The organism is Arthrobacter sp. BF1 (assembly GCF_056680215.1).
The window spans coordinates 3818235-3830301 of sequence record NZ_CM155271.1 but is presented as its reverse complement, the minus strand read 5'-3'; the positions used below and the strand labels follow the sequence as shown (position 1 = coordinate 3830301).

Here is a 12067-nt window from a genome sequence, read left to right as displayed (position 1 = left end):
TTCACCAGCCGCGGGCGCGCCAGTCTTCGAGGTGCGGGCGTTCCGCGCCCAGGGTCGTGGGGCTGCCGTGGCCCGGGTGCACCACGGTGTCATCCGGGTAGGCATCGAACAGCCGGTCACTGACGTCATTAATCAGCTGGCTGAAGCGTGCAGGATCCTTCTGGGTGTTGCCCACACCCCCGGGAAAGAGTGAGTCCCCGGAGAAGATGTGGGTGGGCCCGGCCGGGTCCCGATACACAAACGCGATGGACCCCGGTGTGTGCCCGCGCAGGTGCACTGCGGTGAGCTCGAAGCCGTCCACGGCGCAGGTATCCCCGTGATCAAGTGTCCGGTCCACGGATACTGGCAGCGCATCGGCGTCGTCCGTTCCGGCCAGGGTCGGTGCACCGGTTGCTGCCACCAATTCCTTCAGCGCCCGGACGTGGTCCCAGTGCTGGTGCGTGGTGGCGATCAGCGCAAGCTTGGGCGTTGCCACGGTATCCGCGGCCGCGTCCTGCAGCAGCCCCTGGATAGCGGGGAGATCATCCGCGGCGTCGATCAGCAGCTGCGCGCCGGACGCCTTGGCGGTCAGCAGATACACGTTGTTGTCCATCTCGCTGACCGATATCCGGCGGATGGTGATGTCCTGTAAGTCGTGAATGAGCGTGTCCATGCGCCCCAGTTTATTCACGGCCCAGTTATTCGCGGCCTTCGGACACCCAGCTGGGGTCCGCGGAGCGGGAGCCGACGACGGCGTCCGCGGCCTCATCCAGTGCGTTCAGTTGCGCCGGGGTCAGGACCAGGGCCAGGGCGCCGAGGTTTTCGTCGATCCGGTGCGTTTTGCGCGTACCGGGGATGGGGACCACGGGCAGGCCCAGTCGCTTTCCCTGCGCCAGCAGCCAGGCGAGTGCCACCTGGGCCGGGGTTGCGGACAGTTCCGTGGCCACGGCCTGGACTGCCGCCACTACAGCCTGGTTGGCGTCGGCGGCGTCCTCGGCGAAACGGGGGATACGGCGTCGGAAGTCGCTGGCTCCCAGGCTCGACGCGTCCACGGTGCCGGTGAGGAATCCCCGGCCCAATGGCGAATACGGCACAAAGCCCACGCCCAGGCTGGCCGCGGCCGGAACAACGTTGCGTTCCACATCCCGGCTCCAGATGGACCATTCGCTTTGGACCGCGGCGATCGGATGTACCGCGTGGGCTTCAGCCAGCTCCTGCGCGGTCACCTCAGACAGGCCAAGGTGTTTGACCTTGCCCTGCTGCACCAGCCCCGCCATGGCCTCCACGGTTTCCACTATCGGAACGCGGAGGTCACGGCGGTGCATGTAGTAGAGGTCGATCACGTCCGTCCCGAGCCGCTTTAGGCTGGCGTCGACGGCCTGCCGGACGTAGGCGGCATCGCCCCGGATGTCCGTGTAGCCCTCCGTTGGCGTGCCCACGAGGGCGAACTTGGTGGCCAGCTGGACTTCGCTCCGGCGGTCCTTGAGCAACTGAGCGATGAGTTCCTCGTTGCTGCCCCCGCCATAGATGTCCGCGGTGTCAATGAAGCTGACGCCGGCGTCCACGGCATGGTGCAGGGTTTTGAGTGCCTCGTCCTGGTCAATTCCGCCGTAGACGGGGGTGAGGGCCATTCCGCCGAAGCCGAGGGGGCTGACGTTGAGGCCGTCGCCGAGGTGAACCGATGGTGCAGTCATGATCGCTCTCCATTCCGTTGTGGACTCTTGAGTTATGCTGGTGCGTTTCCCAGCCAAGAACCCCGTCACCGGCTGCAGTATTCCACAGCAGTCTTCCTAGCCCCAGGGGATGATCCGGTCCGCTGCCTGGCGCGTGGCGTCGATGAGCCGGGCGTTCCTCTCATCCGGACCCGAGGCCCAGGCTTCCGCGGCGGTCCGCTCCATGCCGAACTCCACGTGCCGGTCCACCAGTCTGGCCAGCCGAACGGCAGGAGGCGTTTCCATGAACCAGACCTCATCCAGCTGCGCCCGCACATTCTTCCACTCAGGTGTCTCGGCCAGCAGGTAGTTCCCTTCGGTGATCACCAGCGGCACGGACCCCGGGATAGCAATGGACGCGGCCACCGGTTCGTCCAGGGTGCGCCGGAACTCCGGAGCATAGACCACTGCCTCATCCCGCCGGACCAGCCGTTGCAGCAGCGACAGGTAGCCGCCGACGTCGAACGTGTCCATGGCCCCTTTGCGCTGCCGCAGCGGGGTGCCGTCGATGATCGCGTTGCCCAGGTGGAAACCGTCCATCGGCACCACAACGGCAACCCCAGGGCCGAACTCCTGCTGCAGGCGGGCGGCGAACGTGGACTTGCCGGACCCGGGCGCCCCGGTGATGCCCAGCAGGGTCCGACGGCCGGCGTGGAGCCTGTGCCTCAGCGTGTCGATCGCAGCGGAGATTTCGGGGGAGTCCATGGCAAAAGCCTAAACCGACTGGTCCTCCCGGACCTTGGAATCAGCGGGCAGGGACTTGAGTCCTGCCGCGCAGCCCACAATCCCGGCGATGAACAGCACCTTCAGCAGGCTGAAAGGTTCGACGCCGGTGGCCATGGCCCAGCCGACTGTCAGGGCAGCCCCGATTCCCACCCAGACGGCGTAGGCGGTGCCGAGCGGTATGCTTCGGATGGCCAGGCCCAGGCCGACCATGCTCAGGGTCGCCGTCACGGCGAAGACAAGGGTGGGCAGCGGGCGGGTGAAGCCGTCGGACAGGCCCAAAGCAGTGGCCCAGACGGCCTCAAGGACGGCGGAGCCGAGGAGCAGCAGCCAGGCGACGGAACGCGGGTTCATCACGCCACCACCTTCAGGCCAACCACGCACGCGGCGATGCCGGTCAGCAGCAGCAGGCGCGCCGTCGTCGGACGTTCAGCCTTGGTGAGAATCGCGTAAGCGGAGGTCAGCACCACACCCACGCCCACCCAGACGGCGTAGGCGGTCCCGGTGGGGATGGACTGCATGGCGATGGCGAGGCCGGCCATGCTGGCGAGGACGGAGGCCAGGAAGAGGAGGGCGGGCGCGACGCGGCGCAGGCCTGAAGCCTGAAAGGTTCGGTGCAGGGCGGCGGCCCAGACGGCCTCCAGCGACCCGGAAAGAACGAGGATTAACCACGACATGACAGATCCTTTGGCCAGTCTTGTCGCGTGCCGGGTACTGAACCGTCGTCCGGAGGCCCGTTTGCGGAGCCTTGTTTCCAGCGTAGCAACCCCCGACGGCGGGTGGCACTGTTGGTGGCCAACCTCACCGCCGGGGGTCGGAGCCCAAGTAGGTAGCGCTAAGTGTCGTTTTGAGCGCTCAAAACGACACTTAGCGCTACTTAGTTGGGGAGCAGGACTAGAGCGCGCCGCCGGCAGCTTCGGGTGCGGAGGAGTCACGGCCGCCGTCGCCGACGGTTTCGCGGGCGATGAAGTTCTCGATGTCGAACAGGTTGTCTGCGCGTTCGGCGATGTTCAGGAGGGTGGTCATGGAGGCGACTTCCTCCACCTGCTCCTTGAGGAACCAGAGCATAAACTGCTCGCCCAGGGCGTCGTCCTCGGCGCGGGCGGCCCGGAAGAGTGCCTCGACGCTGGCCGTCACTTCCTTCTCCTGCTGCAGCGCCAGGGCAAGCGGCTCGGTCACGTTGGTGAAGTCGTTCCGCACAGCCGGGACTCCCGGGATGGTGAAGACGATGTCACGGTCCAGCATGTACTGCACCATCATCATGGCGTGGTTCCGTTCCTCCACCGACTGCCGGTAGAAGTAGCGGGCCAGCTGCGGAAGGTCCTGGTTGGCGAACCACGTGGCTACGGCGATGTACTGCTGCGAGGCCGCGAACTCGTTGCCGATCTGGGTGGACAGGAGCGCATTGAAGGGGGTGGAAGTCATAGCCCCGAGTCTAGGAGCGCGGCCAGCGGCTCACCAGTGTGGAAAGGCTCAGGTAACGAAGGCGAGGCTGGCCTGCAGCGCCGTCAGCCCGCCACGCGGTCGATCGAAACCACGGCCAGGAAGCCGCGGCCCAGGATCTCGGGGGAATGGTCATCGGAACCGACGACGGCGTCATAGCGGTTGAGTGCCTCGGGTTCCGCGGGGGAGGCGGCAGCTTCGCCGTCGGCACCGCCGTCGGCGCTCGCAGCTGCGCCGGTTTCGGAAGCGTTTGGAGCCTCGGAAGCGTTTGGAGCCTCGGCTGCGCCGGGGCTGACCGTAGCCTGGCCCTGCAAAAGCACCGCGAGCTGACCCGCAAAAACCGGGTGCGCGCGCTTCTTGGACAGCTCAATGATGGACGTGAAGCCCTTGAACGAACCGGCCCGGGTGATGACGTTGAGGTCGCGGATGTCACCGGTGGGCAGGGCGCCGTGCGCAGCGCCGTCGCCGGAGAACCTGAAGGGCCGGTACTTTTCCAGCGGATGCTCGGCGCCGTCCACGGTGAGCAGAAGTAATTCACCCTCCACGACGGTCAGTACCCGCTCCATGCCGGGGAACGCCGAGAAATCCCCGGCCTTGGTGACGTCGGCGATGCTGACGCGCCAGTCCCAGGCGCCGTCCTGTGCCGAGGCTGCCTTGGGATGGCTGGCCAGTTCGCGGGTTGCCCCGCCGCCGTTGCGCCACGGTTCGGACCTGAGTTCTGCGAAGCGGATGATCTCCATTGGTCCAGACTAGTTTGTCCGGCTGGTTTGTCCGGCTGGTTCGTTCGGCAGGCCGCCTACGCGTGGCATGCTGGGTGGATGCGCCAGGGGATCTCGGATGAACAAAGCCGGCTCCTGACGTGCTGGCTCGGCTCGTTCAGTGTGGTGCGCGACTACAGCTGGCCCCTGCAGGACACCACCGTCCTCCACGTTCTGGCGCAGTCCGGCGAAGAATTCATCGTCAAGGCGAGCACCACCAGCCACCACATCCGCCGCGAAATCGCAGCCCATGGCCTCGGCGTCGAAGACCCGGCCGGCCGCACAGGCCTGGCGGGCCAAACAGACCTGGCAGGCCGGGTGCCCGAGCTGCGGCACGCCTCGGCGGAGGCCGGGATCCTGGTAACCGGTTTCCTTCCGGGGACCCTGGTGGAAGGAACGCCGGCCGAGGATTGCCCCGAAACGTACCGCCAGGCTGGAACGCTCCTGAAAAGAATCCACCGGCCGGCCGGCACCTCCACGCAGTATGCCAAGGCGTTGACCGCCAAAACCTGGGCGCGGCTGGACCGGGCACACGGGCTTGTGCCGGAAACCCACCTCGGCAGGCTCGCAGACGAGCTCAGTGCGCTGGAGCCGGGCACGGTTCAGCTGGTGTCTACGCACGGCGACTACCAGCCGCGGAACTGGCTGCGGGCGGACGGACAGGTCAAAATCATCGATTTTGGCCGGGCGGAACCGCGTCCGTGGGTACACGACCTTGTCCGGCTCAGCCACCAGCAGTTCGTTGGCCGGCCCGGACTTGCGGCAGCCTTTTATGACGGCCTGGGCAAAGTGGTGGGACCCGCTGAAGCAGACATGTGGCGTTTGGAGAACCTCAATCAGGCCATCGGCACAGTGGTGTGGGCGAACTAGGTTGGCGATACTGCCTTTGAACAGGCCGGACGGGCCATGGTGGAGCGCGTGTTGTCCATCTGAGGAGGATCAGCATCCGCAGGCCCCGATCCCTGCTACTCTCCTCCCGGGGGACACTGCACAGAAAGCCTCAAGGAGCCGGGAATGTTCGTCAAAATATGTGGTCTCAGTACGCCGGAATCGGTCCGCGTTGCCGTCGACGCCGGCGCTGACGCCGTCGGGTTTGTCCTGACGGCAAGCCCGCGCGCAGTCTCGCCGTCCCAGGTTTCGGCGCTGCTGGCCAACGTGCCTGCCGGCGTGACCGCCATCGGCGTCTTCCGGCATGAACCTGTGGCCGATGCCCTTGCAATCGCCCGCACCGCCGGACTCGAGTGGATCCAGCTCCATGGTGACCTCACCCCGGAGGACGTTTCCACAGTGCACGACGCCGGCATGAAGCTGGTCAGGGCCGTCACCATGGCTGCCACGGCGGACGCGTTCGCCAACTGGGGCGAGGACATCCTGTTGATCGATGCCGCGGTCCCCGGGTCCGGCGAGACGTGGGACTACGCCTCCATGGTGGACGTCACGGAGCTTCAGGGCCGCAACTGGCTGCTGGCCGGCGGGCTGAATCCCGCCAACGTGAGCGAGGCCGCAGCGGCCGCGGGCGCGTGGGGTGTGGACGTCTCCTCCGGCGTCGAAGCCTCGCGCGGGGTAAAGGACCTGGACAAAATCGCCGCCTTCGTGAAGGCCGCCAAGGCCTGAGTCCACTCACCTGACCGCTGGTCTCCGCACAAGGCGGCCCGAATTCAGGGGCCAATTAGGGCAGACCCCTACGTTTTTGTCAGACCCCGCAAGGCACAATGGACAGATGAAGACACTGCTCAACATCATCTGGCTCGTTTTTGGCGGATTCTGGCTTGCCCTCGGCTACTTCGCGGCCGGCGTCATCTGCTGCCTGCTGATCGTGACCATCCCCTGGGGCATCGCCTCGTTCCGGATCGCGGCGTACACCTTGTGGCCCTTCGGGCGGATGGTGGTGGACAAGCCGGGCGGGACCGGGGTGTTCCCGATGCTAGGGAATGTTATCTGGCTGGTGGTGGCGGGCATCTGGATCGCGATCGGCCACGTGGTCACGGCCTTCGCAATGGCGGTCACCATCATTGGCATCCCGCTGGCCATCGCCAACCTGAAGCTCATCCCGGTGAGCCTGATGCCGCTTGGCAAGCAGATCGTGCCCACCGACAGGCCGTTCATCACCGCCTACCGTTAACCGGCGCATAGACCTCGACAAATGGGGGCCGCAGGAGGAGTGTGATAATTGCGCCCCAGCTTCCGCCCGTTGGCTATCACGCCCGCCAGCGAAGGCGCTTGGATCAAAATCGAAAATCTGCGCCGCACCACAGTTGTGGTGCTTTTCCGGCGCGTGAATCTTGCTGGTTGCCTACGTTCCTGCACCCTTGCAGGGAACGGCCGAGGATCCGCCCGCCGAGAACAGTGACCAGAGTGGGATTTCTCCCGGCTGGGGTTAACCGGTCACGGTGATCCATCGGCCAGTGATGGCCGGACACGGTTTACAAAGAGAGCATTGCGATGAAGCACATAAAGGGCATTCGCACCAGATTCCACAAACTTCCGTTCATCCTGGCGGCCGCCGCTGCGCTGGCAACATCATTGGCCATCGCCGGTCCGGCAGGTGCATCCAACTCGGGGACGCATTCCTGGACAGTTCAAGTCGGCTCCGAATCCTGGGACCAGGCAATTCAGGGCATGGCCTTCCTCCCTTCGGACATCACGGTCAACGCCGGGGACACCATTAACTGGGAGGCGAACGGCGCCGAAATACACACCGTGTCTTTCCTCGCCAAGGGCCAATCGCTGAAGCCCTTTGATCCGTTTGACCCTCAACAACTGGGACTGGTGGGTACGGAGAGCTACGACGGGACTTCCTATTACAACTCGGGGCTCATGTCCAACGTCGCGGTTCCGGGTTTTACTGTCGTGGAAAGCTACAAACTCACGTTCCCGAAGGTGGGCGACTTCACGTATTACTGCCTGGTTCACGGCATGGCCATGAAGGGGACGGTCCACGTCCAGGCAGAAGGGTCGGACTACCCCTATAGCCAGAGGGACTACGATCGCTCGTCCTACGAACAGGAACGGTCCATCCTTCGTGACGGCTACCGGTTGAATGATTCCTTGGCCGAGCAGGCCAACAATCACCTGGTGCTGGCAGGCAGCGACGACGGCGTGGCGATGGTCATGCGCTTCGTCCAGGAGACCGTGACAGTGCACGTGGGCGACAAGGTGGTCTTCAGCAACCCCGGAATGGATGCGCCCCACACGGTCACCTTCGGCAACGAGCCGGCCAATGTTTTCGCTCCTTCGGGTGATCCCACCCAGTTCAGCGGGGGCGATCTCAGCTCGGGAATCATTCCCGCGAATGCAGGTAAGGCGTCATCCTTCGAGGTCACGTTCACGAAAGCGGGCACCTTCAAGTACATCTGCGCCCTCCATGACTACATGGGGATGGTGGGAAAGGTCAGGGTCGTAGACTGAGGATTTCTCCATGACGGTCCGGCTGGAATCCAGCCGGGCTGTCTGTCCCTGCCGGTCGCCGCTGCAGCCCCGGAAGAGTCAGACGAGCTCGCTTTGAAGGTTCCGGCGCGCGGCGTCGAGCCACAGTTCCCGTGCCCGCTGGCTGTGGAAGAGCGGGTCCAGTTCCAGCAACTGGCGTACGACGGCGGCGCGTCCGGCTGCGAAATCGGCGTCCCCGATGTGCGCGTAGTCTTCCCGGACGGCGGCCACGTACCGGGCGTACGGCCCGGGTTCGCCGCCGAGGACCGAGAGGTCCGCGTCGCAGAGGAGGGCGCCGTCGTCGTCCCCTGGTTCCGGGCGGTGGTCCGACGTCAGCATGACCAGCCGCGCCACCTCCTCCACCTCGGCCGCCGGAAGCCCGGCCTGAGCCAGCCTGTCCTCGGCAAGTTGGGCGGAATCCTCCTCATCCTCGCCACCGACTCCGCGGTACACGGCGTCGTGGAACCAGGCCGCCAGCAGCACGGTCCGGGGCGGATCGGCGGGATCGGTGAGCAGGTCCAGGGCCTCCAGCACGGCGAGGAGGTGGGTGCGGCCGTGGTACTTGCGGTGCTCCTCGCCCCAGCGGTCCAGGAGGTCCAGGAAGAGGGCGTCGTGGCCGGGCATAATCCTTTCCCAGCGGTTCAGTAGCGGCACTTTGAGGGATTTGCTGCGCTGCCGGGCAGGGATGCGCAGCCCGCTGGCGATGAGCTTGCGGACCAAAATCCGGGCTTCCACCGGGATGGCGCCGGCGGCCACGAGGTCATCAAACCGGCGCTCCGGGACGTCGTAATGGTCGGCGTCGAATGCCCGGTCCGGGATGCCTGCCGCGGCCGCGAAAGCATGTAACTCCGCCAGTGAGTTATCGGAGACCAAGTGCGAAAAGTGCGTGTCGTGGGCAGGCCACAGGGGCGGATCCAGGTAAATCGCCATGGTGGAAGTCTAGTTCGAGCCAGCCGGCCGGATGTTCTGGTTGCCCTTGAACACGTTCTGCGGATCGAAGTCCCGTTTGACCCTGGCCAGCCGCGCATAGTTCGCGTCGCCGAACGCGGCACGGATCCGGTCCTGCCCCTCGTTTCCGATGAAGTTCAACCACACCCCGCCGTTGGCATACGGCGCAATTTTCTGCCGGAAGTCCTTTACCCAGGCCTTGGCGAGCTGGCCTTCTTCGGGCGTAGGGGAGATACCGTAGGGGTGGCTCACCCAGGCCGCGTCTCTGTTGATCAGCGGCGTTGCTGTCCCGGCGTTTCCACCCACCGCGCCGCCCCAGCGGGCAATCAGCAGCTGCGACGTGGTGTCGGGAAGGTTCCGGGCCGAGTCCACAAACAGGTCCAGGGCATCGTCGGGCATGTCGTTGTGATAGTCCGCGCTCCAGTAGTTGTAGTGGTCCGGCGGGTCGTCCAGGGCGCCGTTGAACTCGGCATAGGGCGTGTCGCCCACCAGGTCAGCGGCCGGCCGCAGTTCGCGGAAGGGCCGGGCGTGTTCGGAGCCTTCCCCCGGGTCTCCCGCGTAGACGTAGCCGATGACCACGGCCATTTTCCCCACGAGGTTCTCAGGCACAAAAGGCTCGGGCGGCGCCGTCACATACAGGAGCCCCGTGCCAACGCCGTCGGGGGCTGCAAGGGCAAGGTCCCGGTAGGCCCGCGTGATATCAGTGGCCTCCTCGCCGGGCCACAGCCACATCCCGGCGTGCACCACGGGCCCGAGCCGGTGTGCCTGGAACGTGAATGACGTGGCCACGCCGAAGTTCCCGCCGCCGCCGTGCAAGGCCCAGAAAAGCTCGGGGTTTTCCGTGGCGCTCGCGGTGACCCGATCGCCGTCGGCCGTTACCAGGTTCACCGCAACGAGGCTGTCACAGGCGAACCCGTACGCGCGTTCCAGCCACCCGGATCCACCGCCGAGGGTGAAACCCGCGACGCCGGTGGTCGAGGCGCGCCCGCCGGTCACCGCCAGTGCGTGCTCCTGGGCTGCGTGGTCGAACTCGCCCCAGGTCACGCCTGCGCCGACCGTGACAATGCCGGATTCCGGATTCACGTCGATCGACTTCATGGGCCGGACATCAACCACCAGGCCGCCGTCGTTCGTGGACATGCCGGCCACTGAATGTCCACCGGCGCGGACGGCAATGGCCAGGGAATTCTCGCGTCCGTAGCGGAGGGCCTCGGCTACCTCGGCATCATTGGAACACTGGGCAATAACCGCGGGGCGTCTGTCAATCATGGCATTGAAGACCTTGCGGGCCTGGTCAAAATCGGGGCTGTCAGGCTTGATCCACTTCATCACCGCGCTCCTCAGCGACCGCGGCCTCTCCCCTCCCCATAGCGTAGGACGCTGGCGCGGGATGTTCCACAGTCCGCCGCTGACCTGCGAATACTGCCGGCGGGGAGGATGCCGGGGCCGTTGATATTCCACCGGGGAAGGCGGATGATCAGCAAACATGCCGCCGCACGTCAGTCAAAGGGGAGGTTTCGATGGTGATATCAGGGGACTCCCGGCCGCAAGGTGAACCCGTGTCCCTCTGGCTCGCTTCCGCCGGAGAGACCAGCTATCCAGCGCTGGACCGGGATATCGAGGCGGACGTGGCCGTCATCGGAGCCGGTGTCGCCGGGCTGACGGCCGCGTTGGCCCTCAAGCGGGCCGGGCACACTGTCGCGGTGATCGAGGCAGCCCGGGTTGGCACCGGCGTCACCGGCCACACCACAGGAAAAGTCACCTCGCTTCACCGGCTTGCCTACACCGAACTCGCCCGCAACCACGGCACGGACACCGCGCGCATCTACGGCCAAGCCAACCAGGGCGCGATCGAACACATACAGCGGGTGGTGGCTGCGGAGAGCATCGATTGCGACTTCCGCCTCGTCGCCAACCACACCTATGCCGAATCCGACGAAGCCCTCGAAGAAGTCCGCGCCGAAGCTGACCTCGCCGCGAGCCTCGGCCTGCCCTCGAGTTTCACCACGGATGTGCCGCTGCCGTTCCCGGTCAGGGGCGCGGTCCGGTTCGACGGGCAGGCACAGTTCCATGCGGTGAAGTACCTTCAGGGCCTGGCGCGTGCGGTCCACGGGGACGGCAGCTTCGTCTTCGAACAGACCCGGGCGCTGCGGGTCCACGACGGCACGCCCGGTGTGGTGGACACCGAAGGCGGGACGGTCCGGGCCCGCGACATCATCGTCGCCACGAATGTGCCGTTCGGCGACCAGGGCAGTTTCGACGCCCGGTGTCAGCCGCACCGTTCCTACATCGTGGCGGGACGCGTGGACACTCCGCCGCTTGACGCCACGTTTATCAGCGTGGACGAACCGATGCGTTCCATCCTGACCGTCAGCATCGATGGCCAGACGTATATGCTGACCGGCGGGGAAGGCCATCCCGCGTCCCAAGCCGGTGACAGCGCGGCGCGGTACCGCAGGCTGGCGGAGTTCGCCCGTGACAGGCTCGGCGTCAGTGAGGTCACCCATCGGTGGTCAACACAGGACAATTTGCCGGTGGACGGGCTGCCCTACGTGGGGCTCATGTCCGCGGACGCCAGGCACCTGTATGTCATCACCGGGCTGCGCAAATGGGGCCTGACCAATGGAACAGCTGCTGCCCTCATCCTCACCGACCTCATCAGCGGCCGGGAGAACCCCTGGGCCGCAGTGTTCAACAGCAACCGAACCGCACCGGCAACCAGTTCCGCCGGGCTGGCGGCAGGGAACGAGGCCCCGGACGTGCCCGGCAAGGCAAGCCCACAGCCCGGCCGCGTCAGGCTGGCCCCCGGCGAAGGAACAGTCATCGATGTTGCCGGCGAGAGCACTGCCGTCTACAAAGACACCGACGGCCGGGTCCACTCCCTCTCTGCCATCTGCACCCACTTGGGCTGCACCGTCGAGTTCAACGCTGCAGAAACCACTTGGGACTGCCCCTGCCATGGTTCCCGGTTCGCCGCCGACGGCACCGTCATCCACGGACCCGCCACCGCCAACCTCCCGCCCGGACCGGAACGCCTGCCGGAAAGCCTGAAATAGGGTCGAGAACCGCAAATGCGGA

The 12067-nt window shown here is 65.9% G+C and carries 14 protein-coding genes and 1 riboswitch; of the genes, 5 read left to right on the top strand and 9 right to left on the bottom strand.

What is annotated here, in order from left to right; genetic code table 11:
• Nucleotide 1 precedes the first annotated feature (1 nt).
• The 7 genes from AC1MCD_RS18050 to AC1MCD_RS18020 form a co-directional block, all read right to left on the bottom strand.
• A complete protein-coding gene (locus AC1MCD_RS18050; RefSeq protein WP_498673915.1) occupies nucleotides 2–652 on the bottom strand; it encodes an MBL fold metallo-hydrolase in 651 nt (216 codons plus the stop codon).
• A 25-nt stretch (nucleotides 653–677) separates the two neighbouring features.
• Nucleotides 678–1673 carry an aldo/keto reductase gene (locus tag AC1MCD_RS18045; RefSeq protein WP_498673913.1) on the bottom strand — a complete coding sequence of 332 codons (996 nt, stop codon included), beginning with the start codon at nucleotides 1671–1673 and terminating at the stop codon, nucleotides 678–680.
• Between the two features lie 96 nt (nucleotides 1674–1769).
• Nucleotides 1770–2396, bottom strand: coding sequence for a nucleoside/nucleotide kinase family protein (locus AC1MCD_RS18040; RefSeq protein ID WP_498673911.1), 627 nt, complete (start codon nucleotides 2394–2396; stop codon nucleotides 1770–1772).
• 9 nt (nucleotides 2397–2405) lie between these two features.
• On the bottom strand, nucleotides 2406–2768 hold the full coding sequence (locus tag AC1MCD_RS18035; protein ID WP_498673910.1) for a DMT family transporter: 363 nt from the start codon (nucleotides 2766–2768) through the stop codon (nucleotides 2406–2408).
• The gene (locus tag AC1MCD_RS18030; RefSeq protein ID WP_498673908.1) at nucleotides 2768–3091 is read right to left on the bottom strand and encodes a DMT family transporter; all 324 of its coding nucleotides are present in this window, start codon (nucleotides 3089–3091) and stop codon (nucleotides 2768–2770) included. The genes AC1MCD_RS18035 and AC1MCD_RS18030 overlap by 1 nt, the downstream gene beginning before the upstream one ends.
• A gap of 9 nt (nucleotides 3092–3100) precedes the next feature.
• A riboswitch (guanidine-III (ykkC-III) riboswitch) is annotated at nucleotides 3101–3166 on the bottom strand.
• 142 nt (nucleotides 3167–3308) lie between these two features.
• Entirely contained in the window at nucleotides 3309–3839 is a 531-nt protein-coding gene (locus AC1MCD_RS18025; RefSeq protein WP_498673906.1) for a ferritin, read from the bottom strand.
• A gap of 83 nt (nucleotides 3840–3922) precedes the next feature.
• Nucleotides 3923–4597 carry a HutD/Ves family protein gene (locus AC1MCD_RS18020; RefSeq protein ID WP_498673904.1) on the bottom strand — a complete coding sequence of 225 codons (675 nt, stop codon included), beginning with the start codon at nucleotides 4595–4597 and terminating at the stop codon, nucleotides 3923–3925.
• 78 nt (nucleotides 4598–4675) lie between these two features.
• On the opposite strand from AC1MCD_RS18020, the gene AC1MCD_RS18015 reads away from it, so the two are divergent.
• From AC1MCD_RS18015 to AC1MCD_RS18000, 4 genes are all read left to right on the top strand, one after another.
• Nucleotides 4676–5485 carry a phosphotransferase family protein gene (locus AC1MCD_RS18015; RefSeq protein ID WP_498673903.1) on the top strand — a complete coding sequence of 270 codons (810 nt, stop codon included), beginning with the start codon at nucleotides 4676–4678 and terminating at the stop codon, nucleotides 5483–5485.
• Between the two features lie 144 nt (nucleotides 5486–5629).
• Nucleotides 5630–6229: a phosphoribosylanthranilate isomerase gene (locus AC1MCD_RS18010; protein WP_498673901.1), complete on the top strand. Its 600-nt coding sequence runs from the start codon at nucleotides 5630–5632 to the stop codon at nucleotides 6227–6229.
• Between the two features lie 106 nt (nucleotides 6230–6335).
• Nucleotides 6336–6737: a YccF domain-containing protein gene (locus AC1MCD_RS18005; RefSeq protein WP_498673900.1), complete on the top strand. Its 402-nt coding sequence runs from the start codon at nucleotides 6336–6338 to the stop codon at nucleotides 6735–6737.
• A gap of 320 nt (nucleotides 6738–7057) precedes the next feature.
• The gene (locus AC1MCD_RS18000; RefSeq protein ID WP_498673899.1) at nucleotides 7058–8023 is read left to right on the top strand and encodes a plastocyanin/azurin family copper-binding protein; all 966 of its coding nucleotides are present in this window, start codon (nucleotides 7058–7060) and stop codon (nucleotides 8021–8023) included.
• A gap of 78 nt (nucleotides 8024–8101) precedes the next feature.
• Here the strand turns inward: AC1MCD_RS18000 and AC1MCD_RS17995 are convergent, their stop codons facing one another.
• Both AC1MCD_RS17995 and AC1MCD_RS17990 read right to left on the bottom strand, forming a co-directional pair.
• Nucleotides 8102–8971, bottom strand: a complete 870-nt coding sequence (locus tag AC1MCD_RS17995) for a DUF4031 domain-containing protein (RefSeq protein ID WP_498673897.1) — start codon at nucleotides 8969–8971, stop codon at nucleotides 8102–8104.
• A gap of 9 nt (nucleotides 8972–8980) precedes the next feature.
• Complete coding sequence (locus AC1MCD_RS17990; RefSeq protein WP_498673896.1) at nucleotides 8981–10318, bottom strand: FAD-binding oxidoreductase; 1338 nt, start codon at nucleotides 10316–10318, stop codon at nucleotides 8981–8983.
• A 230-nt stretch (nucleotides 10319–10548) separates the two neighbouring features.
• On the opposite strand from AC1MCD_RS17990, the gene AC1MCD_RS17985 reads away from it, so the two are divergent.
• Entirely contained in the window at nucleotides 10549–12045 is a 1497-nt protein-coding gene (locus AC1MCD_RS17985; protein WP_498673893.1) for an FAD-dependent oxidoreductase, read from the top strand.
• Nucleotides 12046–12067: the final 22 nt, after the last annotated feature.

Excerpts from the sequence above, each read along its gene's own strand:
- AC1MCD_RS18040 (WP_498673911.1), bottom strand. The coding sequence starts at position 2,396 with ATGGACTCCCCCGAAATCTCCGCTGCGATCGACACGCTGAGGCACAGG.
- AC1MCD_RS18020 (WP_498673904.1), bottom strand. The coding sequence starts at position 4,597 with ATGGAGATCATCCGCTTCGCAGAACTCAGGTCCGAACCGTGGCGCAAC.
- AC1MCD_RS18050 (WP_498673915.1), bottom strand. The coding sequence starts at position 652 with ATGGACACGCTCATTCACGACTTACAGGACATCACCATCCGCCGGATA.
- AC1MCD_RS17990 (WP_498673896.1), bottom strand. The coding sequence starts at position 10,318 with ATGAAGTGGATCAAGCCTGACAGCCCCGATTTTGACCAGGCCCGCAAG.
- AC1MCD_RS18025 (WP_498673906.1), bottom strand. The coding sequence starts at position 3,839 with ATGACTTCCACCCCCTTCAATGCGCTCCTGTCCACCCAGATCGGCAAC.
- AC1MCD_RS18015 (WP_498673903.1), top strand. The coding sequence starts at position 4,676 with ATGCGCCAGGGGATCTCGGATGAACAAAGCCGGCTCCTGACGTGCTGG.
- AC1MCD_RS18000 (WP_498673899.1), top strand. The coding sequence starts at position 7,058 with ATGAAGCACATAAAGGGCATTCGCACCAGATTCCACAAACTTCCGTTC.
- AC1MCD_RS18005 (WP_498673900.1), top strand. The coding sequence starts at position 6,336 with ATGAAGACACTGCTCAACATCATCTGGCTCGTTTTTGGCGGATTCTGG.
- AC1MCD_RS18045 (WP_498673913.1), bottom strand. The coding sequence starts at position 1,673 with ATGACTGCACCATCGGTTCACCTCGGCGACGGCCTCAACGTCAGCCCC.
- AC1MCD_RS18010 (WP_498673901.1), top strand. The coding sequence starts at position 5,630 with ATGTTCGTCAAAATATGTGGTCTCAGTACGCCGGAATCGGTCCGCGTT.
- AC1MCD_RS18035 (WP_498673910.1), bottom strand. The coding sequence starts at position 2,768 with ATGAACCCGCGTTCCGTCGCCTGGCTGCTGCTCCTCGGCTCCGCCGTC.
- AC1MCD_RS18030 (WP_498673908.1), bottom strand. The coding sequence starts at position 3,091 with ATGTCGTGGTTAATCCTCGTTCTTTCCGGGTCGCTGGAGGCCGTCTGG.
- AC1MCD_RS17995 (WP_498673897.1), bottom strand. The coding sequence starts at position 8,971 with ATGGCGATTTACCTGGATCCGCCCCTGTGGCCTGCCCACGACACGCAC.